Origin of the sequence: Aeromonas sp. S8(2024) (genome assembly GCF_041403085.1) — a bacterium.
Classification (GTDB): domain Bacteria; phylum Pseudomonadota; class Gammaproteobacteria; order Enterobacterales; family Aeromonadaceae; genus Aeromonas; species Aeromonas dhakensis.
Window position 1 is genome coordinate 88,939 of sequence record NZ_JBGLRF010000007.1, and the last position, 23,979, is coordinate 112,917.

Annotated in this window: 21 protein-coding genes and 1 pseudogene; 13 read left to right on the forward strand and 9 right to left on the reverse strand. The window is 63.7% G+C overall.

Translation table 11 applies throughout. The annotated features are described in order from the left end of the window. Window positions 1-174 precede the first annotated feature (174 nt). Window positions 175-3,858: a methionine synthase gene (gene metH / locus ACB031_RS17660; RefSeq protein WP_371139997.1), complete on the reverse strand. Its 3,684-nt coding sequence runs from the start codon at window positions 3,856-3,858 to the stop codon at window positions 175-177. Between the two features lie 203 nt (window positions 3,859-4,061). On the opposite strand from metH, the gene ACB031_RS17665 reads away from it, so the two are divergent. Then, window positions 4,062-5,339 carry a sodium:proton antiporter gene (locus tag ACB031_RS17665; protein ID WP_005308162.1) on the forward strand — a complete coding sequence of 426 codons (1,278 nt, stop codon included), beginning with the start codon at window positions 4,062-4,064 and terminating at the stop codon, window positions 5,337-5,339. Window positions 5,340-5,812: 473 nt separating this feature from the next. Then, window positions 5,813-5,989: a hypothetical protein gene (locus ACB031_RS17670; protein WP_005308161.1), complete on the forward strand. Its 177-nt coding sequence runs from the start codon at window positions 5,813-5,815 to the stop codon at window positions 5,987-5,989. A gap of 110 nt (window positions 5,990-6,099) precedes the next feature. On the opposite strand, the gene ACB031_RS17675 is transcribed toward ACB031_RS17670, so the two are convergent. Both ACB031_RS17675 and ACB031_RS17680 read right to left on the reverse strand, forming a co-directional pair. After that, entirely contained in the window at window positions 6,100-6,621 is a 522-nt protein-coding gene (locus ACB031_RS17675) for a GNAT family N-acetyltransferase (RefSeq protein WP_005308158.1), read from the reverse strand. A gap of 117 nt (window positions 6,622-6,738) precedes the next feature. Next, window positions 6,739-7,560 carry an HDOD domain-containing protein gene (locus ACB031_RS17680; RefSeq protein ID WP_213344095.1) on the reverse strand — a complete coding sequence of 274 codons (822 nt, stop codon included), beginning with the start codon at window positions 7,558-7,560 and terminating at the stop codon, window positions 6,739-6,741. A 173-nt stretch (window positions 7,561-7,733) separates the two neighbouring features. On the opposite strand from ACB031_RS17680, the gene ACB031_RS17685 reads away from it, so the two are divergent. Continuing rightward, window positions 7,734-7,997 carry a hypothetical protein gene (locus tag ACB031_RS17685; RefSeq protein WP_005308154.1) on the forward strand — a complete coding sequence of 88 codons (264 nt, stop codon included), beginning with the start codon at window positions 7,734-7,736 and terminating at the stop codon, window positions 7,995-7,997. A gap of 107 nt (window positions 7,998-8,104) precedes the next feature. Next, a pseudogene (locus tag ACB031_RS17690) lies at window positions 8,105-8,942 on the forward strand (neutral zinc metallopeptidase). 63 nt (window positions 8,943-9,005) lie between these two features. Here ACB031_RS17690 and aphA read toward each other — a convergent pair. Further along, window positions 9,006-9,716 carry an acid phosphatase AphA gene (gene aphA, locus ACB031_RS17695; protein WP_024942699.1) on the reverse strand — a complete coding sequence of 237 codons (711 nt, stop codon included), beginning with the start codon at window positions 9,714-9,716 and terminating at the stop codon, window positions 9,006-9,008. 215 nt (window positions 9,717-9,931) lie between these two features. On the opposite strand from aphA, the gene ACB031_RS17700 reads away from it, so the two are divergent. Then, window positions 9,932-10,351: a nuclear transport factor 2 family protein gene (locus ACB031_RS17700; protein WP_010635351.1), complete on the forward strand. Its 420-nt coding sequence runs from the start codon at window positions 9,932-9,934 to the stop codon at window positions 10,349-10,351. On the opposite strand, the gene ACB031_RS17705 is transcribed toward ACB031_RS17700, so the two are convergent. Further along, a complete protein-coding gene (locus ACB031_RS17705) occupies window positions 10,317-11,009 on the reverse strand; it encodes an AraC family transcriptional regulator (RefSeq protein ID WP_126880975.1) in 693 nt (230 codons plus the stop codon). The genes ACB031_RS17700 and ACB031_RS17705 overlap by 35 nt on opposite strands. A 139-nt stretch (window positions 11,010-11,148) precedes the next feature. Between ACB031_RS17705 and ACB031_RS17710 the strand changes: the two genes are divergently transcribed. From ACB031_RS17710 to ACB031_RS17730, 5 genes are read left to right on the forward strand one after another with little or no spacing between them, the layout of a single operon-like run. Beyond that, a complete protein-coding gene (locus ACB031_RS17710) occupies window positions 11,149-12,369 on the forward strand; it encodes a PAS domain-containing protein (protein ID WP_126880974.1) in 1,221 nt (406 codons plus the stop codon). A gap of 11 nt (window positions 12,370-12,380) precedes the next feature. Then, window positions 12,381-12,752 (forward strand): anti-anti-sigma regulatory factor, encoded by a 372-nt coding sequence (locus ACB031_RS17715; protein WP_017778517.1) that lies wholly within the window; start codon window positions 12,381-12,383, stop codon window positions 12,750-12,752. A gap of 5 nt (window positions 12,753-12,757) precedes the next feature. Then, window positions 12,758-13,828, forward strand: a complete 1,071-nt coding sequence (locus tag ACB031_RS17720) for an ATP-binding SpoIIE family protein phosphatase (RefSeq protein ID WP_017778516.1) — start codon at window positions 12,758-12,760, stop codon at window positions 13,826-13,828. Next, a complete protein-coding gene (locus tag ACB031_RS17725; protein ID WP_017778515.1) occupies window positions 13,829-16,489 on the forward strand; it encodes a response regulator in 2,661 nt (886 codons plus the stop codon). Continuing rightward, window positions 16,428-17,630, forward strand: a complete 1,203-nt coding sequence (locus tag ACB031_RS17730; RefSeq protein WP_017778514.1) for an HD-GYP domain-containing protein — start codon at window positions 16,428-16,430, stop codon at window positions 17,628-17,630. Before ACB031_RS17725 ends, ACB031_RS17730 begins: the two co-directional genes overlap by 62 nt. Here ACB031_RS17730 and ACB031_RS17735 read toward each other — a convergent pair. After that, a complete protein-coding gene (locus tag ACB031_RS17735) occupies window positions 17,627-18,301 on the reverse strand; it encodes an ATPase (RefSeq protein ID WP_017778513.1) in 675 nt (224 codons plus the stop codon). The two genes, ACB031_RS17730 and ACB031_RS17735, sit on opposite strands and share 4 nt — an antisense overlap. Window positions 18,302-18,533: 232 nt before the next feature. Here ACB031_RS17735 and ACB031_RS17740 point away from each other — a divergent pair, with 232 nt between their 5' ends. The 3 genes from ACB031_RS17740 (at window position 18,534) to ACB031_RS17750 (ending at window position 21,066) form a co-directional block, all read left to right on the forward strand. Next, the gene (locus ACB031_RS17740) at window positions 18,534-19,850 is read left to right on the forward strand and encodes an MFS transporter (RefSeq protein WP_017778512.1); all 1,317 of its coding nucleotides are present in this window, start codon (window positions 18,534-18,536) and stop codon (window positions 19,848-19,850) included. Window positions 19,851-19,985: 135 nt separating this feature from the next. Then, window positions 19,986-20,702, forward strand: coding sequence for a MarC family NAAT transporter (locus ACB031_RS17745; protein WP_371140019.1), 717 nt, complete (start codon window positions 19,986-19,988; stop codon window positions 20,700-20,702). 160 nt (window positions 20,703-20,862) lie between these two features. Continuing rightward, window positions 20,863-21,066 (forward strand): hypothetical protein, encoded by a 204-nt coding sequence (locus ACB031_RS17750; protein ID WP_005308127.1) that lies wholly within the window; start codon window positions 20,863-20,865, stop codon window positions 21,064-21,066. 121 nt (window positions 21,067-21,187) lie between these two features. Here ACB031_RS17750 and tldD read toward each other — a convergent pair whose 3' ends face one another. The 3 genes from tldD to ACB031_RS17765 form a co-directional block, all read right to left on the reverse strand. After that, entirely contained in the window at window positions 21,188-22,636 is a 1,449-nt protein-coding gene (gene tldD / locus ACB031_RS17755) for a metalloprotease TldD (protein WP_371139998.1), read from the reverse strand. Between the two features lie 149 nt (window positions 22,637-22,785). Further along, the gene (locus ACB031_RS17760) at window positions 22,786-23,607 is read right to left on the reverse strand and encodes a carbon-nitrogen hydrolase family protein (RefSeq protein WP_371139999.1); all 822 of its coding nucleotides are present in this window, start codon (window positions 23,605-23,607) and stop codon (window positions 22,786-22,788) included. Window positions 23,608-23,635: 28 nt separating this feature from the next. Then, entirely contained in the window at window positions 23,636-23,956 is a 321-nt protein-coding gene (locus tag ACB031_RS17765) for a Dabb family protein (protein ID WP_005308123.1), read from the reverse strand. Window positions 23,957-23,979 lie beyond the last annotated feature (23 nt).

Below are 23,979 nucleotides of genomic sequence, written 5' to 3' on the forward strand. Positions count from 1 at the left end.
AAGTGCCACAGCGCCAAGACAACGCCAATTGTTTCTCCTGACAACAAGACAAACCACACAGAAACGTGCGCTGCCATCCCGCTGTCACCCGCTTGTCAAACGACAGCACCAGACTGGTCTGTCTCCCGGGTCTGGATGCCGCCTCCTTCAGCGAGGATCAATCAGGCCGACGCCTCAGTGCAGGTTCGGCCCCAGCCAGCGTTCGGCCTCTGCCAGGGTCATCCCTTTGCGCACGGCGTAGTCCTCCACCTGGTCCCGCTGGATCTGGGCCACCGCGAAGTACTTGCTGTCGGGGTGGGAGAAGTACCAGCCCGACACCGCCGCCCCCGGCCACATGGCGTAGGACTCGGTGAGCTGCATGCCGATGGCCTGCTCCACGTCCAGCAGCTCCCAGATGCTCCCCTTCTCGGTGTGCTCCGGGCAGGCCGGGTAGCCGGGGGCCGGGCGGATGCCCTGGTAATTCTCGCGGATCAGCTCCTCGTTGGAGAGCGCCTCGTCCGGGGCATAGCCCCAGTGCACTTTGCGCACCTGTTCATGCAGGTACTCGGCAAAGGCCTCTGCCAGACGGTCGCACACCGCCTGAATGAGGATGGCGTTGTAGTCGTCGTGATCCGCCTTGTAGGCCTTGGCGATGGCTTCTTCACCGATGCCGCCGGTCACCGCAAAGGCGCCGATCCAGTCGGGCTTGCCGCTCTCCTTCGGCGCCACATAGTCCGCCAGACAGTAGTTGGGAAAGCCCTGCTTCTCGCTCTGCTGGCGCAGGTGGTGCAGCACTTTTTTCACTTCAGTGCGCGACTCGTCTGTGTAGACCTCGATGCTGTCCCCCACGGCGTTGGCGGGGAACAGGCCGACGATGCCGGCGCAGCGCACGCTCTGATCCTTTTCCAGCTGATCCAGCATGGCGTTGGCGTCGGCAAAGAGGCGCGTTGCCTCCTCCCCCACCACTTCATCTTCCAGGATGCGGGGGAACTTGCCCGCCAGCTCCCAGCTGAGGAAAAACGGCGTCCAGTCGATGTAGGGGCGTAGCACCGAGATGGGCACATTCTCGAACTTCTGTACGCCGAGCTCCCGGGGCGCCGGTGGCTCATACCCCACCCAGTCCAGCTGATGGCGGTTGGCGCGGGCCTCCGCCAGCGTGATGGGGCGCGAGCGCGGCTGCTTGCGGGCGTGCTGCTCGCGGGCGATCTCGTACTCCTTGTCGATGCGGGCGACAAACGCCTCCTTGAGATCCTCGCTCAACAGGCTCTGGGCCACCCCCACTGCGCGGGAGGCGTTGGAGACATAGACCACGGGCTCGGAGTAGTTCTGCTCTATCTTCACCGCGGTGTGCGCCTTGGAGGTGGTGGCACCGCCGATCAAGAGCGGCAGCTTGAAGCCCTGGCGCTCCATCTCTTTCGCCACATGCACCATCTCGTCCAGCGACGGGGTGATGAGGCCCGACAGACCTATAATGTCAGCCCCCACCTCCCGCGCCGTCTTGAGGATGGTCTCGCAAGGCACCATGACCCCGAGATCGATGATCTCGAAGTTGTTGCACTGCAGCACCACGCCGACGATGTTCTTGCCGATGTCGTGCACGTCGCCCTTGACGGTGGCCAGCACGATCTTGCCGTTGCTGGAGCCGCCGGACTTCTCCGCCTCGATGTAGGGTTGCAGGTAGGCCACCGCCCGCTTCATCACCCGGGCCGACTTCACCACCTGGGGCAGGAACATCTTGCCGGCGCCGAACAGATCGCCCACCACATTCATGCCGTCCATCAGCGGCCCCTCGATGACGTGCAGCGGCCGCTCGGCCCCGGCGCGCGCCTCTTCGGTGTCCTCCTCGATAAAGTCGGTGATGCCTTTCACCAGGGCGTGTTCGAGCCGCTTGCCCACCGGCCAGCTGCGCCACTCCTGCTCCCGCGGATCCTCGGCCTGGGCGCCGGCACCGCGATACTTCTCGGCGATGGCCAGCAGCTCCTCGGTGGCGTTGTCATTGAGGTTGAGCACCACCGCCTCGACCTTCTCTTTCAGCTCGGCCGGGATGTCTTCATAGATGGCGAGCTGGCCGGCGTTGACGATCCCCATGTCCATGCCGTTCTTGATGGCGTGGTAGAGGAAGACGGCGTGGATCGCCTCGCGCACCGGCTCGTTGCCCCTAAACGAGAAGGAGACGTTGGAGACGCCGCCGGAGATCATGGCGTGGGGCAGGTTCTCCTTGATGTCCTTCACCGCGTCGATGAAGTCCACCGCGTAGTTGTTGTGCTCGTCGATGCCGGTCGCCACCGCGAAGATGTTGGGGTCGAAGATGATGTCTTCCGGCGGGAAGCCCACCTGATCCACCAGGATGCGGTAGGCGCGCTGACAGATTTCGAACTTGCGGGCGCGGGTATCGGCCTGCCCCACCTCGTCGAACGCCATCACGATGACGGCGGCGCCGTAGCGGCGCAGCAGTTTCGCCTGCTCGATGAACTTGTCCACCCCCTCCTTCATGGAGATGGAGTTGACCACCGGCTTGCCCTGCACGCACTTGAGACCGGCCTCCAGCACTTCCCACTTGGAGGAGTCGATCATCACCGGCACCCGGGCGATGTCCGGTTCCCCGGCGATGAGGTTCAAGAAGCGCACCATGGCCGCCTCGGCGTCCAGCATCCCCTCGTCCATGTTGATGTCGATGATCTGGGCGCCGTTTTCCACCTGCTGCTTGGCGACGTCCAGGGCCTCGTCGTAGAGCCCTTCTTTTATCAAGCGCTTGAACTTGGCCGAGCCGGTGACGTTGGTGCGCTCACCCACGTTCACGAACATGGAGTCTGCCGTGATGATGAGGGGCTCCAGGCCCGACAGGCGGCAGGCCACCGGCAGATCCGGCAAGGCGCGCGGCTTGATGCCCGCCACGGCGTCCGCCATGGCGCGGATGTGGGTCGGGGTGGTGCCGCAGCAGCCCCCCACCAGGTTGAGAAAGCCGCTTTGGGCCCACTCGCGGATATGCTCCGCCATCTCGGCAGCGTCGAGGTCGTACTCGCCAAACGCATTGGGCAACCCGGCGTTGGGGTGGGCGCTCACGAAGGTTTCGCTGATACGGGAGAGCTCCTCCACGTACTGACGCAGCTCGTCGGGCCCCAGCGCACAGTTGAGGCCGAAGGAGACGGGTCTGACGTGGCGCAGCGAATGATAGAAGGCCTCGGTGGTCTGGCCCGAGAGGGTGCGGCCGGAGGCGTCCGTGATGGTGCCGGAGATCATCACCGGCAGGCTGTAGCCCAGCTCCTCGAACACCAGGTCCACCGCGAAGGCGGCCGCCTTGGCGTTGAGGGTATCGAAGATGGTCTCGATCAGGATGATGTCGGCACCGCCCTCAATGAGGGCGTGGGTCGATTCGGTGTAGGCGGCCACCAGCTGGTCATAGGTGACGTTGCGCTTGCCGGGGTCGTTCACGTCCGGCGAGATGGAGGCGGTGCGGTTGGTGGGCCCCAGCACCCCGGCCACGAAGCGCGGCTTGTGGGGCTCTTTGGCGGTCCACTCATCCGCCACCGCGCGGGCCAGCCGGGCCGCCTCGCGGTTGATCTCGGCCGAGAGATCTTCCATCTCGTAGTCGGCCATAGCGATGCGGGTGGCGTTGAAGGTGTTGGTCTCGAGGATGTCGGCGCCGGCGGCACAGTACTGATCGTGGATCTCGCGAATGACAGAGGGGCGACTCAGCACCAGCAGATCGTTGTTGCCCTTGATGTCGGTATGCCAGTCGGCAAACCGCTCCCCCCGGTAGTCCGCCTCACCGAGCTTGTAGCCCTGGATCATGGTGCCCATGGCCCCGTCGATGATCAGGATCCGCTCCTTGAGACAGGCTTCCAGCTTGTTTGTCACATCCGACTTTTTGTTCGACACCGCTCGTTCCTCTTACATCCATGCAACTGCGTAAACAGCATCCTAACAGCAAACAAATCAAATGGAAATCTAGCCGTCTATCTGTCTATATCGGCGCTCTATATACTCACAAATGGGTAATGAGTAACATGTGACCCAAGAGTACCCTATGCCCGTCCTCAATAGGGATACGTGCTTGCTGTTTACTAAAGAGAAAAATAACTATGAGCGTCTACTACACACTCTGCTTCCTGGCAGCGTTGGCGATCTTTATCGCCTTTGCCAATCAGTATGTTGTGAAGATCCAGACCACCATCGCCATCACTGCGGGCTCCATGCTGATCTCCGCGCTGATGGTGCTGTTCGGTAAGCTGGGCTGGTTCAATCTGGAACCCCTGGCCGTCAAGACCATGGAGAGCATCGACTTCCAGAATTTCCTGCTGAAGGGGATCCTGGGCTTCCTGCTGTTCGCCGGTGGTCTCGGGATCAACCTGAAAGCCCTGCGCAGCCAGAAGTGGGAAATCACCATTCTGGCCATATTGGCGACCCTGCTCTCCACCTTCCTCATCGGCTATGGCTTCTGGTTCATCGCCAAGCTGCTGGGTTGGGACGTGCCGCTGGTCTACTGCATGTTGTTCGGTGCCCTGATCTCCCCCACCGACCCCATCGCCGTGCTGGCCATCGTCAAGAAGATGAAGGCACCACCCCAGATCGCCATCCAGATCGAGGGGGAGTCGCTGTTCAACGACGGTGTTGGCCTCGTCATCTTCGCCACCGTGTTTGCCGTGGCCTTTGGCGGCGTCGAGCCCACCTTCGGCAGCGTGGCCGGCCTGTTCCTGCATGAGGCCCTCGGCGGCATCCTGTTCGGTGCCGTGCTGGGTCTCATCGCTCACGTGATGATCAGCGCCACCGATGACGGCTCGCTGGAGCTGCTGCTGACCCTCTGCATCCCGACCGCCGGCTTCGCCTTCGCCAACATGATCGGCGTCTCCGGCGCTCTGGCCATGGTGGTGACCGGCATCATGATCGGCAACTGGACCCGTCACAGCGGCTTCTCCGAACAGAGCAGCCATCACCTGGATCACTTCTGGGAGTTGATGGACCAGTTCCTCAACGCCCTGCTGTTCCTGCTGATCGGTCTGGCGCTGGTGCTGCTGGATCTGGCCTGGCAAGACTGGATCCTGCTGGTCATCGCGGTGCCGCTCTGCCTCGCCGCACGCTTTATCAGCGTGTCGCTGCCCTATGTGGCCTTCCGCAAGTTCCGCAGCTACAACAAGTTCTCGGTGCGGATCCTCACCTGGGGCGGTCTGCGCGGCGGTCTTGCCATGGCCATGGCGCTGGCACTGCCGTCCGGCGTCATGATGCTGCCGGAGCACGGCGTCGACCTGCGCCAGGTGATCCTGGTGATGACCTACTCGGTGGTGATGTTCTCCATCGTGGTACAGGGCATGACCATCACCCCCATGATCACCGCAGCCAAGAAGGCCTGCGGCGACTACTGAGCCATCGGCTGATGGTCACCTGATGATGAAAAAAAGGGCTCCTTAGGGAGCCCTTTTTGTGGCCGACAGACGGCCGTGAAGGAAAAACTGCAAATAATTGTTTGCTTTTTACCCATGTCGAGGAGAGAATGCGCGCCGGCTAGTTAATCAGCCCTGTTTATGTTTGCCCTGCAATGCTTCACCTCACGATGAATCCTGTCAGTACCCGCATAACCTTCTTCTGATTTACTCGCCCTGAGAACCGTTCAGGCTGTCCGCCTGCGTTGCCCGGCTCTCACGGTGCAGACCCGATCTGCCCACTCCCAAGTAGCATCATGCATCCGCGTGGTCCTTGGCGCATTCCTTGAAAGTGCAGACGCCCCTGAACCGGGCTGGGTATTCCTGCGCGCCCGTCAGCTTACAGCTGGCCGCGCCCATCGACCTGACATTTGCCAATACAAGGAGCAAAAACTTAATTTATATAGAGAAATACCATGATGAAAAGCGTACAAACTCGCAAACCCCTGCGTCGCAGCAAGCCCATCAACCTGCCCGTGCAAGAGCACGACTATGATGCGTTTCTGATCCAGTTCAGCACCCGTTTCAGCGGCGGCTTCGCCGTCTCCTGTGACGGCATTGCCGGCGAGTTCTCCATCGAAGAGCTCAACTGATCCTGCCTGCCCACCGGCAGCGCCCGATGCAGACAGGCCGCAACTCACGGCGGCCTCTTTGCCTCATTCCCCCGGCCCTGCTGATATCCTGCCAGCCATGCCGCAGCCCCTCAGATCGGGCAAGCCTCTACCCCTTCAGCCTCCAGCAACAGACACTCATCCGCATCCTCGGCCAGTTTGACCAACCGGCTCTGCACCAACCCCAGCTTGGCCAGCAGCGCCACTGAACGCGCGTTGCCCGGGGTGACGATGGCTACCACTCGCTCGATGCCGAGCCGCTCCCGACCATCCTGCAGCGCCGCCTGCGCCGCTTCGATGCCATAACCCTGACCGCGCCAGGCGGGCAGGAAGGCGTAGCCTATGTCTTCACAAGGCAGGGTATCGCGCTTGATCAGGCCGCAGATGCCGAGCTTGGCGCCGTCGCTGCGCCTTGCCACCAGGTAGAGACCGTGACCGTGACGGGCATAGCTGACCGCCGGCCCCTGCTGGATGTAGTTTTCGGCATCCTGCAGGGTGCGGATGCCCCGATCGCCGATGTAGCGGTGAAAGTCGGGATCGTTGAGCAGTTCGAGAATGAAGGGGGCATCGGCAACCGCCAGTTCACGCAGTTCCAGGCGCTCGGAGAGGATCATGACAAGGGCTCGCTTAGAAGAGACAGGCCCCAAGACTGCCCCCGCAACTGCTCATTGGCAAGGCCGTCACCATGAAAAAGGGCCGCGGTGCGGCCCTGGTCGATGAAATGGGTGGCGTCAGGCCGCCAGCAAGCCGGCATAGCCGTTGCCCTGCTCGCGCAGCGCGACGAACACGGCGGCGCAATCTGGCCACGAGAGGCCGAGCCGCTCGGCCACCTGGGTTGGCCATTCGGGCGGCACCGCTTCCCCCACATCCGACTGCGCCGCCAGGGCGATGGCCAGATGGATGATCGCAGCCTCGGCAGAGAACTCCTTGGCCAGCAAGGGGTTGTAGTGGTACTCCACCGCATGGCAGATGCTCAGGGGGAATTGCCAGCGCCTGGCCATCTCGGCCCCGGTCTGGGCATAGTTGAAGCCGACCACCAGCTCCTCGGCCTTGGCGCGTCCCTTGCTGGGCTCCAGATCCTTGATGTGGTTCACCATGTTCTCCGGCAGCCCCACGTGCATGATGAGCCGCCCCATGTCGTAAAGCAGGGCGCAGGTGAACACCTCCTCCCCCTTCATGCCCTTGAGCTTGGCCAGCCGCCTGGCCAGTTCGGCCACGTCGAACACCTTGCCCCAGAAATGCTTGAGCTCGATGCCGGGCACGGCACCGATGGAGCCGGTCAGGCCGCAGGCGAACACCATGTTGCGCACCACGTCGACCCCGAGCCGCACCACGGCTTCGTTGACGGTGGCGACCTGGCGACTGCCGCCAAACTTGGCGGAATTGGCCAGCCGCAGCAGCTTGGCGGAGATCACGGGATCCTTGTTGATCTTCTTGGCAATCAACAGGATATCCGGTTCTTTCTCGTTGAAGGTCTGCACCAGTTCGCGCATGACTTCGGGCACGTTGGGCAGGTTCTGGGGCTTGGATAACAGTGAATCTATGGTGGGCATATTGGTATCCGTCCATGCGATTTCATGATGGTTGTCGTTTGCAGACCGCAAACCCACATTAATTATGAGTAACAAAAACAGCCCATACAGAAATGTTTTTATCGAAATATTTCAATGTGTTAATGGCTATATCGCTATACTGGCATCCCTTATGACATGACGAGGCACAGCACATGAGCGAACCCACCGAGTTCTTCGACGAGCAAACCCTGCTGGAGATGGTCGACAACCAGCTCAGCGACGGCCACCCGCTGCAGGTCAAGGCGACCCTGATGCGGCTGGTGATGAAGGGCACCCCGCGCGAGGAGGCGCTGCAGTATATCGCCTGCGCCCTGGGGGCCGAGCTGATGGCGATGGAAGCGGATCAGGGCCCCTTCAACCTCGAGCGCTACGGCCAGTTTCTGGACTCCCTGCCCGAGATGCCCTGGGCCGAATAAACCTTCTTGCCCGCCGGCGGCAACCCGACCGCCGGCCTGCTCCCGTTAGGCAAGCCGTCCCGCCAGCCATTATCATTACTGCCAGCGGACAGCAGGGGAGCAAGCATATGCGCTGGCAAGATCGCCGCGAGAGCAACAATGTGGAAGACAGACGCCAGCAGGGGGGCGGTGGCGGGCTCCCCATCGGCGGCAAGGGGCGTCTGATCCTGCTGGTGGTGGTCATGGTGGCCGGCTATTACGGGGTGGATCTCTCCCCCCTGCTCAACGAGCCGGCATCCCAGACCCCGCCCCAGCGTCAGGAGATGTCTCAGCCGGCCAAGGATCCCCTCGCCAGGTTCACTTCGGTGATGCTCGCCTCCACCGAGGATGCCTGGGGCGAGATCTTCCAGCAGAGCGGCAACCGCTATCAGGCCCCCAAACTGGTGCTCTATCGCGGTGCAACCCGTACCGGCTGCGGCCAGGGTCAGTCGGTGATGGGGCCTTTCTACTGCCCGGCGGATCGCACCGTCTACATCGATCTCTCCTTCTATCAGGAGATGCGCGACAAGCTGGGAGCCGACGGCGACTTCGCCCAGGGCTACGTGGTGGCGCACGAGGTGGGCCACCACGTGCAGAACCTGCTCGGCATCGAGCGCAAGATGCGTGAACAGCAGCAGGGGCTGAGCCGGGCCGAGCAGAACAAGCTATCGGTCAAACTCGAGTTGCAGGCCGACTGTTTTGCCGGTGTCTGGGGCCACTACATGGAGCGGGAACAGGTGCTGGAAACCGGTGATCTGGAGGAGGCGCTCAACGCCGCCCAGGCCATCGGCGACGATCGTCTGCAGCAGCAGAGCCAGGGTCCCGGACAGCTTCACCCACGGCAGCTCGGCCCAGCGCTACGCCTGGTTCAAGCGCGGCTTTGACAGCGGCAAGCCCGCCAGCTGCAACACCTTCGCCGCCCGCTAGACGCCCAAAAAAGGGGCCGGATCCTGACAGGATCCGGCCCCTTTTCTCATGCAGGGATGAACATCAGTACTGGGAGTTGACGATCACCTCCTCCCCTAACGCGCCAGCCAGCGGCAGCGGCCGGTAGGTGGAGTTGGCCGCGCGCAGCAGCCGGATGCCGCGAATACCGATCTCCTGCGCGGCCTTGATGTCGCCATCGGCATCGCCGTAGAAGACCTTCATCTGCTTCTCCTTGAGCCACTGCACCTTGGTGTTCTGGCCCGGCTGGTCACCGGCGAAGATCACCGGGTTGAGCTGGTCGGCCGGAATGTTCATGGTCTGCTGCAGGGTCTGGCTGACGGTCTCGGTCCTGGTGGCCGAACGGCCGGTAACGAAATAGATGTGATCGCCGCGCTGGAGGTGCATGGCGATGAGCGCCTTGCCCACCTCTTTCGGCACGCTGAAGGCGTCCCAACCGTTGTTCATCTTCTCCCAGAAGGCGGGGTTCTTCAGGTAGCTCTCGTCGTTGGGGGAGAACTCCTGCTTGCCGCGATAAAACCCCGGGCTGGAGAAGAGCAGGGTGTCGTCGATGTCAAAACCGACCGCCATCGGCGGCAACCCATCCAGGCTCCTGGCAATCTGCGCCACCGACACCCAGTGAATGGGCGCCTGCTGGGACAGGGTCACCGCAGTGACACCGACAGGGCTGGCCGGAGCTTCGACGGCCACGGCAGGCAGGGTCAGGCTGGCGGCAACCAGGGAGGCAAGCAGGGCAAAACGGGGCAATGCGGACATGATACGACTCGTCACATGAAGGAAACAGGGGGCCGATCCTGCCCCATGCCGCCACCGAAAACCGTGAAACCAGCCACAAAACAGGGCCAGGTGGCACGCATCACTACCGCAAGCCCCCATCTTGGCGCAATCGCCAAACAGGATGGCGTAGACGCCAAGGCCGAAGCAGACCACAGGCCCCATACTGGCCGCTCCCATCCACTCAGGAGCCCATCATGGATTACAAGCAACGGCTGCAAGCCTGCCTCAACCGGGTCATCTGCGACCCCGATTTCACCCCGGCCGAACTCGATCACTGGTTCTGCCCGGACTATGTCCAGCTGGTGGATGAGCAGCGGCTGGATCGCGCCGCCTTCGAACAACACCTGCTGGCCCTGCGCCAGAGCCTGGCCCGCTGCGAGATCCGTTTTGTTTCGCTGCTGGCAGAGGGAAACCGGGTGCACTCCCTGCATCGGGTGCGGGCCTGGCGTCACGACGGCGCACGGATCGAGTGCAAGGTGAGCGCCCTGTTTACCTTTCAGGGCGAGCGCCTGAGTCACACCGATGAGCTGACCTGCCTGCTGGCGGGGGAGCCGGCCGACCGGGATCTCGGCTCCCGTCTCACGGCCCCGTCGATTCCCGCAAGCAGCGATTGAAGGCGTGAGAAAAGGCGCTGAAATCCCCGTACCCCAGTTCAAGGGCTATCCGCGACAGCGGCTGGCCCTGTTGCTGCAACTGGCGGGCTCGCCCCATCACCACCTGTTGCCGCCATTGTCGAAAGCTGCAGCCCAGTTGCTGGCTGAACAGCCGGTTGAGGGTGCGCACCGAGGCCCCTGAACCGGCAGCCAGTTCCGCCAGCCCGTATTCGATGGAAGGGTGCCTGCAGACCTGCTCCAGCACCCGCAGCAGACGCACATCCAGCCCCGCGCTCAACATGAATCCGGTCGCCGCCGGCGTCTGTCTCAGTTCGGCTGCCAGTACCGTCAGATAGGCATCCCTGAGGCCCGGCTCCGCCATGTCTGCCAGCCGATCGAACAGGCCGGCCAACAGCGGGCTCACCTGGCGGGTCGTCAACTCGCCCCCTCCATCCAGGTCATCCAGATAGACCAGACTGAGTTGGGAGTGGCGCAGCACCCTGAACTCATGGGCCAGCCCGGCCGGGATCAGACAGAGCTGACCCGCCACCAGCAGCACGCCTGTCGCCTGACTGCTGATCACGCCGCCGCCCCGATGCAGGTAGCAAAACTGCGGGCCGTCGTGACAGTGAAGGGACGTGAGCGCGCCCTGGGGGTAGTCGCGATACAGGAGGTTCATGACGAAGCCCCCAGGCCCAGGGCCCGCCCGCAGACAGGTTCTTTCGGCACTTCTTGTCCCACGCTCTCGCCCCGGTGGGCTATAACTGCTGTACGCTTTCTAGTGACATTCAAGTCAATTGCGCCTTATTGGAGATGCCATGGACGTGCACACCGCCGTTGCCCACCCGAACACAGCGACTCCCTCTTCACCCCAGGCCAGGCTCGATGCCATCGACCAGCTGATGGCCAGACTCGAACTCTCTCCTGACGGGCAGATCCTGGACGCCAACCCGCGTTTTCTCGCCATCATGGGCTATCAGCTAAGCGAGCTCAAGGGCCAGCATTACGCCATGCTGTTGCCGCACGACGTGCTCGACTCGCCTGCTCATGCCGCCCACTGGGAGGCATTGAAGGCGGGCAGGGAGCAGGAGGGAGAGTTTCACCGGCTGGATCGGCACGGCCGGGACATCTGGCTGCGGGGCAGTTGCAGCCCCCTGCTGGACGAGCAGGGCGCGCTGAGCCGGATCATCGAATACAGCATGGATCTGACCGAGCAGAAACAGCTCAACGCCAACTTCGAGGGGCAGCTCAACGCCCTGAGCCGGGTTATGGGCAAGGTGGAGTTCTCGCTGGATGGCATCATTCTCGATGCCAACCCGCGCTTTCTCGAGATCGTGGGTTATCAGCTGGAGGAGCTGAAAGGCAAGCACCACAGGCTGCTGGTTGACCCTGATTATGCCCAGTCGGCCGATTATGGCGCCTTCTGGGAGACCCTGCGCCGCGGCGAATACCTGGCAGGGGAGTTCTGCCGAATTGGCAAGCAGGGGCAGGAGGTCTGGATCCAGGGATCCTACAACCCGGTGCTGGATCTGACCGGCAAACCTAGCAAGATCGTCAAGTTTGCCACCGACATCACGGCTCAGGTGGAGCAGCATCACCAGCTCAAACGCGCCATGGAGGAGGCCGAAGAGGCCGCCAGGGTACGCGAGGAGCTCCACAAGTCGCTGCAGGAGATGTCGACCCCGGTGACCCCCATCTGGGACGGGATCCTGCTGCTGCCGCTGGTAGGGATCATCGACTCCATGCGCACCGCCGACGTGATGAACAAGTCGCTGACCAAGATAGCCGAGACCCGGGCCCGGGTCTTCGTGCTGGACATCGCCGGGGTCGCCACCGTGGATACCGGCGTCGCCAATCAGCTGATCAAGATCACCAAGGCCACCCAGTTCATGGGGTGCGAGGCCATCATCTCCGGCGTCTCGCCAGCCATCGCCCGCACCATGGTGGAGCTGGGGGTCTCGGTCGGTGACATCCGTACCACGGCGACCCTGCGGGATGCGTTCGAGATAGCCCTCAAGCGGGTCGGATCCACCCTCTAGGAGCGCCGACCATGCTGCTCAACAACGATCTGGGCATCGCCGACGTGGCTGGCTGCATCGTCGTCAGCATGCGGCCAGACCTCGGTGACGAAGGCATGCAGCAACTGATGCAGGCACTCTCCCTGCGGCTGGTGCAGGGGTGCCAGCACGCGGTGCTGCTCGACTTCTCCGGGGTCATGCTGCTCGATCACCACGAATTTCTGCAGGTTCGCAAACTGGCCGAGGTGTGCCGCCTGCTGGGAGCCGTCTGCCTGCTGGTGGGGCTGAATGCGGGGATCGCCGCCTTCCTGGCGCTGGCCGACGCCGAGCCGGGGCCGCTACGCTGCTTTCTCGACATGGACGACGCCTTCGCCCATGCCCGTACTCTCAAGGGCGAGGAGTAGGCTCCATGGAGCAGGAGCTGAGCACCCAGCAGGCCCGCTACCCATTGCGTCACGACATCGATCTGCACCTGACGGTGATGGCGGTGCGTCGCCTCCCCTTCATCGCCGACCTCTCCGAGGTGGATCGCACCATGCTCTCCACCGTGGTCTCCGAGCTTGGCAGCAACATCCTGAAGTATGCCGAACGGGGGGAGATCACCCTTACCCTCCACCATCCCAGAGGACGCCCCTGCATCGACATCATCGCCCGCGATCAGGGTCCAGGCATCCCCGACATACATCAAGCCATGCAAGAGCACTACAGCACCTCGGGTACCCTGGGGCTGGGGCTGCCCGGCGTGCAGCGCATGATGTCTGAACTCACCATCAGCACCCCGCCGGAGGGGGGTACCCTGGTGCAGGCCCGCAAGTGGCTGGGTGCGGCCCCTGTGGAGCCAAGGCCGGTGTCTCCCCTCTCGTGCACGGGGCAGCTGCACGCCGGCCTTGGCCTGGCATGGGCCAGCGAGAACCGCCCCTGCTATCCGGAGCGGGTCTCCGGCGATCTGGCGTTCATCCGGCCGGGGCCCGAGGGGGTGTCGCTGGTCCTGATCGACGTGAGCGGCCACGGCGCCGCTGCCAACCAGCTGGTACAGGTATTGGAGACAACGTTGCAGCAGACCCGTGAGCAGGAACCCACCCGTCTGCTGCAAATGCTGCACCAGCGCTGCATCGGAACCCGGGGCGCCGCCGCCGGCGTGGCGCTGATCAACGGCGAGCGGGGTGAGCTGAGCTATGCCGGCATCGGCAATACTCGCATCTGTCTGCGCGGTCACGACCCCTGGCGCGGCATCTCCCGCGACGGGGTGCTGGGAGAGCGTTTCCCCACCCCCCTGCTGCAGCGCCAGCCCCTCATCGCCGGAGACGTGGTGATGCTCTACTCGGACGGCATCAGCGAATCCCTCAACCTGCGCGACGGCGCACTGGATCTTGCCGCCGAGCCCGCCACGCTGGCCCACCAGGTCATCGCCCACAGCGGCCGCAGCACCGACGATGCCAGCTGCATCGTGTTGCGCGTGCTGCCGGCAGAGGAGAAGTAGATGCGGCAACTGATCGGTGAAACCCTGTTGTCCGGCCCTGCGGCGGCCCTCACCGCCCGGCGCAAGGTGATCCAGGTGCTCACCTGCCTCGACAAATCGCCGACCTTCGTTGCCCCGCTGGCAGGGGCAACCTCAGAGCTGGTGCGCCAGCTGATGACGACCTCGGATCCACTGCAACTGCAGCTGTGGCTGGAACCAGAGGCGCAGGAGCTATGGCTCACCCTCACGGCCGATGTCCCGCTCTCCCCCGCCCCTGCCGACATGCATCCGGGCAGCATCCGGCTGGAGGTGCACGCCGACAATCTCCTCGCCCTGGTCTGCCGGTTGCCGCACTGGCCAGATGCCGGGCGGCAACAACAGATGCAGCAGCAGTTCGCCGAACCGACTCGGGAAGAGCTGTTTGCAGTGATGCAGGCCAAGAACCAGGAGCTGGAGCAGGCCTATGAACTGGCGGAGAGCGCGACCCGGGCCAAAAGCGAATTTCTCGCCAACATGAGCCACGAGATCCGCACCCCCATGAACGCCATCCTCGGCATGTCCCACCTCGCCCTGCAGACCCGGCTCGATCCGCAGCAGCTCGACTATGTCAGCAAGATCCAGCGTGCCGCGCAGCACCTGCTCGGCATCATCAACGACATCCTGGATTTCTCGAAGATCGAGGCGGGCAAGCTGGATCTGGAACGGATCGAGTTCGATCTCGACCACGTGCTGGAAAACCTCGCCACCCTGGTGGGTGAAAAGGCAGAAGCCAAGGGCATAGAGCTGTTGTTCGAGGTCGACCACCAGCTCGACACCCTGCTCTATGGCGATCCCCTGCGTCTCGGCCAGATCCTCATCAACTACGCCAACAACGCGGTCAAGTTCACCGAGCAGGGAGAGATCCTGGTCAAGGTCCGCTGTCTGGAGAAGCTGCCGCAGGAGGTACTGCTGCACTGCTCGGTGCAGGATACCGGGATCGGCATGAGCCAGGAGCAGCAGCAGCGGCTGTTCCAGTCCTTCCAGCAGGCGGATAGCTCCACCACCCGCAAGTACGGCGGCACCGGGCTTGGCCTTGCCATTTGCCGCAAGCTGGCGGGCCTGATGGGGGGCGAGGTGGGCGTGCAGAGCGAGCCGGGCCAGGGCAGCACCTTCTGGTTTACCGCCAGGCTCGGCCGCGGCAGGCGCAGATCCCGCTATCTGCCGAGCCTGGATCTGCGCGGCCGCCGCATGCTGGTGGCCGACGACAGCGCCAGTGCCCGTACCATACTGGCCGCCCTGCTGCGCGGCATGAGCTTTGTGGTGGACACTGCGGAGTCCGGCCAACAGGCCCTGCAGATGATCGCGGATGCCGAGCAGCAGGGAACCCCCTATGAGGTGGTGCTGCTGGACTGGCGCATGCCGGGACTGGACGGCATCGAGACGGGGCGTCGTCTCATCGCCCGAGGTGCGGGCCGGCGCCCCTATCGGGTCATGGTGACCGGCTACGGGCGCGAGGAGATCTTTCGCGAGGCCGATGCTGCCGGTTTTGATCGGGTACTGGTCAAGCCGGTCTGCGCCTCCGTGCTGTTCGATACCGTCATCGGCCTGTTCGGGCAACAGGCAGCGATCCTCTCCTTCAAGCATCAGGCGACCCATCACTATCGCTTCGACGGCCTGCAGATCCTGCTGGCGGAAGACAACGAGCTCAATCAACAGGTGGCGCTGGAGCTGCTGCAGGCGGTGGGCGCCAAAGTGAGCGTGGCCAGCAATGGTGCCATCGCACTGGATATGGCGACCAAGGCTCCCTACGACCTGATCCTGATGGACATGCAGATGCCGGTGATGGATGGGCTGGCCGCTACCCGGCAACTGCGCCAGCAAGAGGGAACCGGGCAGCACATTCCGATCCTGGCAATGACCGCCAACGTCATGGCCGGCGATCGCGAGCGCTGCCTCGCCGCCGGCATGGACGATCACATCGCCAAGCCCATCGATCCCGACAAGCTCTATGACGCCCTGCAACGCTGGGCAACCTCCTTCAGCCGCGAGGTCGGGGCCAGATTCAAGACGTCGCAACCGCCCCCGGCATCGTCGTTGCTGCCACAGCTGTGCGAGCTCGGGCTCAATGCCGAACGGGCCTTGCAGCGGCTGATGAACAACTGGGGCTGGTATCAGGATCTGCTGCTGCGCTTCGCCCAGCAGGGTACGCAACCCATGGCAAGCCTGCTGACCGCTTTGCAGGCAGACGAACGGGAAGAGGCACACCGGCATGCCCATACCCTCAAGGGAATAGCGGCCACCCTGGGCGCCGAATCATTGCAGGAGATCGCGGCCACACTGGAAAACGCCATCACCCGGGGTGACGAGGCTGCCGCTCTGCTGCCACTGGCCGAACAGGGGCTGCAACTGCAAGCACAACTGGCGCAGGGGCTGCTGCAGTTGCTGCCAGACGAAGTACCCGAGCAGCCCGAGCAGGAGAAGATCGATACCGCTCCCCTACTGAACCGGCTCACCGGGCTGCTGCTGGAGGATGATGCCGAAGCCTTCACCCTGTTTCAGCGCCATCAGGCCCGGCTCGCCCCCCTGCTGGGGGAGAGGGCGTCAGCCATCGGTGAGGCCATGAGCCGTTTTCGTTTCGACGATGCACTGGCTCATCTGCAACAAGTCCGGGCCCTCAGACCCGATCTGTTCAACCAAGAGTGAGGGCACCATCATGCTCAACTTGCTGGATCCAGATACCAAACCCACCCTGCTGGTGGTCGACGACACGCCGGAGAACCTCTCCCTGCTCAGCGCCCTGCTCAGCCCCCACTATCGGGTCAAGATAGCCATCAGCGGCCAGCGGGCGCTGGAGATCCTCTCGACCGGCCCCCGGGTGGACTTGATCCTGCTCGACGTGGTGATGCCCCAGATGGATGGCTACCAGGTGATGCAGGCGCTACAGGAGATGCCGCAGGCGCGGGAGATCCCGGTGATATTCCTGACCGCCCAGGTGGAGGAGAGCGCGGAGGCGCACGGCCTGGCACTCGGGGCCGTCGACTACATCCACAAGCCGATCTCCCCCGCCATCGTGCTGGCCAGGGTCAGAAACCACCTGGAGCTGAAGGCGGCGCGGGATCTGCTGCACGATCAGAACGCCTATCTGGAGCAGGAGGTGGAGCGGCGCACCCGGGAGAACGAGCTGATCCAGAACATCACCATCCACTCCCTCGCCTCGCTGGCCGAAACCCGCGACAACGAGACCGGCAACCACATATTGCGCACCCAGCACTATGTGCGGCTGCTGGCGGAGACCCTCTGCGATCACCCCCGCTTCCATGCCGAGCTGACCCCCAAGACCATAGATCTGCTGTTCAAGTCGGCCCCCCTGCACGACATCGGCAAGGTCGGCGTACCGGACCGCATCCTGCTCAAACCCGGCAAGCTGGATGAAGAGGAGTTTGCCCAGATGAAACACCACTCCATCCTCGGCAAGGAGGCCATCGTCCATGCCGAGGAGGCGCTCGGGGTGGAGGTGGAGTTCCTGCGGCTGGCCAAGGAGATCGCCTGCTACCACCACGAGAAGTGGGACGGCACCGGTTATCCCTACGGCCTGATCGGCGACGAGATCCCCCTCTCGGCCCGGCTGATGGCGCTGGCCGACGTGTACGACGCCCTCATCAGCAAGCGCTGCTACAAGGCCGCCATGTCCCACCAGGAGGTGGTGCCCATCATACTGGCCGGACGGGGCAACCACTTCGACCCCGACATCACGGACGCCTTTGCCTCCATCCACCAGCAGTTCCACGAGATCGCCCTGCGCTACAACGACGACAAGGGCGAACGGGAGCCCAACCGCGACTAGGCGGTGGCGGGCAGCAGATCGGTGAAGACGAAGCCGTCCCGCTCCACCGTCTCGCCGGTCCGGATGGCCAGCGGTTGGCGGAACATGGGGCCATCCCAGGCCAGGGTATGAAACTCGCCGTTCTCGCCGCACGGGTCCACCCCGTCGGGCAGCGTCGCCAGCAAGGCCGCATCAAACTCATGCCCGCCGAGGGTGGCAGGCAGCTTGCGCGGATCCAGGGTGCTGATCCTGGCCCTGAGCCCTGCCGCCATCATCTGTTGCGCCAGCTCGTCGGTCTTGCTGCCCCACAGCGGAAACAACGGTGTGATCCCCGTCCCCGCCAGCTGCCGCTCCCGATAGGCGCGCACGTCTTCGAGAAAGAGATCGCCAAACGCCATGTGGCGGATCCCCTGCGCCACCACGTCGGCGATGAAGTCGGTCATGATGCGGGCGTAATCTTCGTTGCTGCAGGGCCAGGGCAGGTCGATGGTGGTCAGCGGCAATCCCACGCATTCGGCCTGCGCCAGCAGCAACTGCTTGCGCACCCCGTGCATGGCCACCCGCTCGAATGCCTGGTTGAGGGTAGTGAACAGCCCCACCACCTCGATGGCAGGATCCTGCCGCAATGTGTGCAGCGCCCAGGCGCTGTCCTTGCCGCTGCTCCAGGAGAGCAGCACCTTGGTCTTCGTCATGATATCTCCAGCAATCCGGTGGCCGGGCACTGGCGGCCAGCCGGCGCACCTTGGTTGTCATTCGCCCCGGGCGCGGTGCCCGCCCTCGCCTTGCTGCACCAAAAAGCTGCAAGACAGTGTTGCGAATTGTGCGATTTACAGGTCGGGATGCAAAAGCATACCCTCGGTAGTGAGCGTGTCCCCTGCAAGGATGGGGAACAATAACTAAAAAGACGATGGGAAACATAAGGATATGACGACAGTCACGCAAGCTTACGACCACAGCCGTCCCCTCAACCGACAGGACTACAAGACCCTGAGCCTGGCGGCGCTGGGCGGTGCCCTCGAATTTTACGACTTCATCATCTTCGTCTTCTTCGCCGTGGTGATCGGCGAGCTCTTCTTCCCCGCCGACATTCCCGAGTGGCTGCGCCAGTTCCAGACCTTTGGCATCTTCGCCGCCGGCTATCTGGCCCGCCCGCTGGGCGGCATCATCATGGCTCACTTTGGCGATCTCATCGGCCGCAAGCGGATGTTCACCCTGAGCATCATCATGATGGCGCTGCCCACCCTGCTGATCGGCCTGCTGCCCACCTACGCCGTGCTCGGCATCGCCGCCCCCCTGCTGTTGCTGCTGCTGCGGATCCTGCAAGGGGCCGCCATCGGGGGTGAAGTGCCCGGCGCCTGGGTGTTCGTCGCGGAGCACGTACCCGCCCGCCGGATCGGGGTCGCCTGCGGCACCCTCACCGCGGGATTGACGGCCGGCATCCTGCTCGGCTCCCTGGTGGCCACCGCCATCAACCGCGGCATGAGCCCGAGCGAGGTGAGCGACTGGGGCTGGCGTCTGGCCTTCGTGCTTGGCGGGGTGTTCGGCATCGTCGCCATGTACCTGCGCCGCTGGCTGCACGAGACCCCGGTCTTTGCCGAGATGCAGGCCAACAAGGCGCTGGCGGAAGAGCTGCCGCTCAAGACGGTGCTGCGCAGCCACAAGGGCAGCGTCGTGGTCTCCATGCTGCTCACCTGGCTGCTCTCCGCCGGCATAGTGGTGGTGATCCTGATGACCCCCACCTACCTGCAGAAGGTGCACGGCATCAGCCCGGCCGATGCGCTGACCGCCAACTCGCTGGCCATTCTGGCGCTCACCTTCGGCTGCATCGTCTATGGCCGGCTGATCGACGCCCTCGGCAGCGGCCCCACCTTCATGCTGGGCTCATTGCTGCTGGCCGGCGCCAGCTACGCCTTCTATCACGGGCTGGCGAGTGACACCAGCCAGCTGGTGCCGCTCTATATCCTGGCCGGTTTTGCGGTAGGGATCGTCGGCGCCGTGCCCTATGTCATGGTCAACGCCTTCCCGGCGGTGGTGCGCTTCTCCGGGCTGTCGTTCTCCTACAACGTGGCCTACGCCATCTTCGGCGGCCTCACCCCCATGCTGGTGACCCTGTGGATGAAGAGCGACATGCTGGCCCCCTCCCACTACGTGGTAAGCCTGTCGGTGCTCGGCTTTGCCATCGGCCTGTGGCTCTGGCTGCAGCAGCGCAGTCAGCGCCAGAGCGCGCCGCAGGCCGCCTGAACCCTCCCGAGCCCCGCCCAGTGCGGGGCTTTTTTCATACCGCCTGTGTTCAGGTCGGCCGACATAAGATAGCCTCCCTCTCGGGCCCCTCGACGGCCCGGGACTACTCCGCCCCCCAGTCATTCGAGGTTCATGATGTTCTTTCAGGTCGTATTTCTCGCCTTGCTGGCGCTGCTGCCCATGGTCAACCCACCCACCACGGCCACCCTGCTGCTGGGGCTGAGCAAGGGGATGTCGCGCGAACACGTGCGCCGCCAGATCAACCTGGCCGCCATCTATCTGTTCTGCACCCTCTGCGTCAGCTTCTTCATCGGCTCCTCCATCCTGGATCTGTTCGGGATCTCCATTCCTGGCCTGCGCCTGGCCGGCGGTCTCATCATCGCCTTCATCGGCTTTCGCATGCTGTTCCCGGCCCCCAGCCAGGCGGACGGGGTCGACATCAACCAGAGCATCGCCTTCGTGCCGCTCACCATGCCCAGCATGTGCGGGCCGGGTACCATGGCGCTGGTGATCAGCGGCGCGGCCCAGATCGCCGAACTGCCGGACGAATACAACCGCTTCACCATCTATGCCGCCATGGTCACCGCCTTCGCCCTGATGAGCCTGCTCAGCTGGGGCGTGCTCAAGCTGGCGGATCCGGTCTGCAAGATCCTGGGCGCCACCGGCATCGACGCCATGACCCGGATCATGGGCTTCTTGCTGGTCTGCATGGGTATGCAGTTCTGCATCAACGGCATCAAGGAGGTAGCCCAGGATCCGGTGTTCCACAGTGCGCCGGCGGTACAAGCGGCACCCACGTTGCCACACGTATCCGGCACCCTTGATCAACTGCAGGATCCGCGCCAGCCCTGACTGAAAACGGTGTCATAAATGCGCAAAAATCGGCGCTGATCTTGCGCCTGATCATGTTGCTGACACACAAATGAGTTAGTTTGTTTTTTATACAGATTCGATTCAGAGTGTGCTTGGTAGGTTTGTGGATGGACACCCACTCACTTCAGGAGATGTGCAAATGGAAAAGATGCTGACCGAGATTGGAAGCTACAGCCTGTTTCATGAATATCTGAACGTGGTCGGTGCCGCCAGCCCCGCGCTGACCCGGATCAAGAGCCGGTGGGAGTACAAACAGAGCGATCGTCTGGTTGCCCAGATCAGGGTCGACCAACAAGGCAATGCGCGCTTCTTCATCGACGCCCGCGCCATTTCAGTCAACTGACCGAGCCCCGTATCTGCAGCCCCGGCCCTTGCCGGGGCTTTTTGTTTCCCATGATCCCGGATAGCAAAACCCCGGCACCTGGCCGGGGGTTTGGCGATCACGGGAGTACCGCTCACTGCCCTTACTGGGTGCCGCCCACGGTGAGCAGATCCAGCTTGAGGGTGGGCTGGCCGACACCGACCGGCACGCTCTGTCCCTCCTTGCCGCAGACCCCGACCCCGCGATCCAGCGCGAGATCCTTGCCCACCATGGAAACCTGGCTCATCGCCTCGGGGCCGTTGCCGATCAGGGTCGCCCCCTTGATGGGCGCGGTGATCTTGCCATCCTCGATGAGGTAGGCCTCGGAGGCGGAGAAGACGAACTTGCCGGAGGTGATATCCACCTGACCGCCGCCGAAGTTGGGGGCGTAAATGCCCTTCTTCACCGAGGCGATGATCTCGGCCGGATCGTACTGACCCGCCAGCATGTAGGTGTTGGTCATGCGCGGCATCGGCAGGGCGGCGTAGGATTCGCGCCGGCCGTTGCCGGTGAGCGGCACGCCCATTAGACGGGCGTTCTGCTTGTCCTGCAGATAGCCCTTGAGAATGCCGTTCTCGATCAGCACGTTGTAGCCGCCCGGTGTCCCCTCGTCGTCGATGGAGACGGAGCCGCGCCGACCCGGCAGGGTGCCGTCATCGACTATGGTGCAGTGTTTGGAGGCCACCTGCTCACCGATGCGGCCGGCAAAGGCAGAGGAGCCCTTGCGGTTGAAATCCCCCTCCAGACCGTGGCCCACCGCCTCGTGCAGCAGCACGCCGGGCCAGCCGGCACCGAGCACCACCGGCATGGTGCCGGCCGGCGCATCGATGGCATCGAGGTTGACCAGCGCCTGGCGCACCGCCTCGCGCACATAGCCAAACGCCCGGCTCTCCAGCCCGTCCAGTTCGAGGAAATAGTCGTAGCCGAAGCGGCCACCGCCACCGGCACTGCCGCGTTCGCGACGCTCGCCCTTTTCGGCGATGACGGTCACCGAGAGGCGCACCAGCGGGCGCACGTCGGCGGCCAGGGTGCCATCGGTGGCGGCCACCAGCACCTCTTCATAGACACCGCTGATGGAGGCCATCACCTGATTGATGGCGGGATCCAGGCTTCTGGCGAACTTGTCCATCTGCTCCAGCAGGGCGATCTTCTGCTGCTTGTCGAGGGTCTGCAGCGGATCCAGCGCCGGGTAGAGCAGGTTTGCTTCGGTGCGAGCCCACGCCTTCACCTGGCCCTGCGCACCGGCAGCCGCGATGCCACGGGCGGCGGTCACCGACTGTTGCAGCGCCAGCAGGCTCAGCTCGTCCGAGTAGGCGAAGCCGGTCTTCTCGCCGCTGACCGCGCGCACCCCGACCCCCTGATCGATGTTGTAACTGCCATCCTTGACGATGCCGTCCTCCAGCATCCAGGACTCGTGCCAGCTGCGCTGGAAATAGAGGTCGCCGAACTCCACCTGATGGCTCATCAGGCTGCCGAGCAACTGCTGCAGGCGCCCTTCGTCGAGATCGTTCGGGGCCAACAGGGAGGCACTAACCTGGCTCAATAGACTCAATCTTTCTCTCCACTCTCGATGCGAGATGTCGTAACGGTTAAATCCCCAACCCTGGGTTCACTTGGTGAAACGTCAGTGGACGTCCAACCCACCATCGGGTTTGCAAGCGTCCGATCCCCCGCCACAGGGCGAATCGAACCTGCACATGTTCATAGCAGACGGGCATGGCCCAACACCGGCATGGTGCGTTGCAGTTCGTCCATAAGCCCAGTATCCAGCGGCGCCAGCACGGTGCCGCGCCCGCTGTCCAGGCTGGCCAGCACCCGGCCCCAGGGGTCGATCACCATGCTGTGGCCCCAGGTCTGGCGCCCCGTCTCGTGGGTGCCGCCCTGATTGGCGGCCACCACGTAGCACTGGTTCTCGATGGCGCGGGCCCGCAGCAGCGGCTCCCAATGCGCCTCGCCGGTCACGGCGGTGAAGGCGGCAGGCACCAGCAGCACGCGGGCGCCGGCGCGGGCCAGCCGGCGGTACAGCTCGGGAAAGCGCAGATCATAACAGATAGAGAGGCCGAGGGGACCAAACGGGGAGTCCACCAGCACAGGCTCCTCGCCGGGGCTGAAGGTCTCCGACTCCCGATAGCGGCCGTGATTGTCCGCCACGTCCACGTCGAACAGGTGGATCTTGTGGTAGTGGCCCTTGCGCTCGCCGCTGGGATCGAACACCAGGGTACTGGTGTGGATATGGTCGGAACCGGCGATGGTGGTCGGCATGGCTCCCGCCACCAGCCAGATGCCATAATCACGGGCCCACTCGGCCAGTTGCTGCTGGATCGGCGCTGCTCCGCCCAGATCTGAACCTATGGTCTCGGCCCCGTCCAGATAGCCCTGCCGCTCGCCAAACAGGGCGAAGTTCTCCGGCAGCAGCACCAGCAGCGGCCGCTCCCTGGGCAACAGGGCCAGCTCGGCGGCGATCTGCTCCCGGTTATCCTGCCAGTGACGGCCTGATACCAGCTGTATTGCGGCTAACCACATGACGTGCTCCTTGTCGTTGTTGCTAGTGTCAGATGCTGACCGCATCGCCAGCCTGCAGGGTGTAATCCAGCACTATGATGCGCTCCAGCACCGGGCGGAAGATGGCCTTGAGGGCATCGTGATCCGGGTGGGGCAGATAGCGCTGGCGGGCCGCCTCGTCGGCAAAGGTCATCAGCACGCTGTGGGTGAAGCCCTCGGCCCGCCCCTCCGGGCTGTCGTCCCGCCCCCACTCCACCGCCAGCACGCCGCTGACCTGATGGGGGATGGCGAGAAAGGCCGCGCGCACCGCGTCTATCTGTTCGGGCAGAGTGCCCGGCTTGAAGGCGATCAGCAGGATATGTCGGATCATGGCTCACTCCTTGTGATGGTGCC

Coding starts and splice junctions, on each gene's coding strand:
- ACB031_RS17665 (WP_005308162.1), top strand. CDS start 4,062: ATGAGCGTCTACTACACACTCTGCTTCCTGGCAGCGTTGGCGATCTTT.
- ACB031_RS17670 (WP_005308161.1), top strand. CDS start 5,813: ATGATGAAAAGCGTACAAACTCGCAAACCCCTGCGTCGCAGCAAGCCC.
- ACB031_RS17675 (WP_005308158.1), bottom strand. CDS start 6,621: ATGATCCTCTCCGAGCGCCTGGAACTGCGTGAACTGGCGGTTGCCGAT.
- ACB031_RS17680 (WP_213344095.1), bottom strand. CDS start 7,560: ATGCCCACCATAGATTCACTGTTATCCAAGCCCCAGAACCTGCCCAAC.
- ACB031_RS17685 (WP_005308154.1), top strand. CDS start 7,734: ATGAGCGAACCCACCGAGTTCTTCGACGAGCAAACCCTGCTGGAGATG.
- aphA (WP_024942699.1), bottom strand. CDS start 9,716: ATGTCCGCATTGCCCCGTTTTGCCCTGCTTGCCTCCCTGGTTGCCGCC.
- ACB031_RS17700 (WP_010635351.1), top strand. CDS start 9,932: ATGGATTACAAGCAACGGCTGCAAGCCTGCCTCAACCGGGTCATCTGC.
- ACB031_RS17705 (WP_126880975.1), bottom strand. CDS start 11,009: ATGAACCTCCTGTATCGCGACTACCCCCAGGGCGCGCTCACGTCCCTT.
- ACB031_RS17710 (WP_126880974.1), top strand. CDS start 11,149: ATGGACGTGCACACCGCCGTTGCCCACCCGAACACAGCGACTCCCTCT.
- ACB031_RS17715 (WP_017778517.1), top strand. CDS start 12,381: ATGCTGCTCAACAACGATCTGGGCATCGCCGACGTGGCTGGCTGCATC.
- ACB031_RS17720 (WP_017778516.1), top strand. CDS start 12,758: ATGGAGCAGGAGCTGAGCACCCAGCAGGCCCGCTACCCATTGCGTCAC.
- ACB031_RS17725 (WP_017778515.1), top strand. CDS start 13,829: ATGCGGCAACTGATCGGTGAAACCCTGTTGTCCGGCCCTGCGGCGGCC.
- ACB031_RS17730 (WP_017778514.1), top strand. CDS start 16,428: ATGCACTGGCTCATCTGCAACAAGTCCGGGCCCTCAGACCCGATCTGT.
- ACB031_RS17735 (WP_017778513.1), bottom strand. CDS start 18,301: ATGACGAAGACCAAGGTGCTGCTCTCCTGGAGCAGCGGCAAGGACAGC.
- ACB031_RS17740 (WP_017778512.1), top strand. CDS start 18,534: ATGACGACAGTCACGCAAGCTTACGACCACAGCCGTCCCCTCAACCGA.
- ACB031_RS17745 (WP_371140019.1), top strand. CDS start 19,986: ATGTTCTTTCAGGTCGTATTTCTCGCCTTGCTGGCGCTGCTGCCCATG.
- ACB031_RS17750 (WP_005308127.1), top strand. CDS start 20,863: ATGGAAAAGATGCTGACCGAGATTGGAAGCTACAGCCTGTTTCATGAA.
- ACB031_RS17760 (WP_371139999.1), bottom strand. CDS start 23,607: ATGTGGTTAGCCGCAATACAGCTGGTATCAGGCCGTCACTGGCAGGAT.
- ACB031_RS17765 (WP_005308123.1), bottom strand. CDS start 23,956: ATGATCCGACATATCCTGCTGATCGCCTTCAAGCCGGGCACTCTGCCC.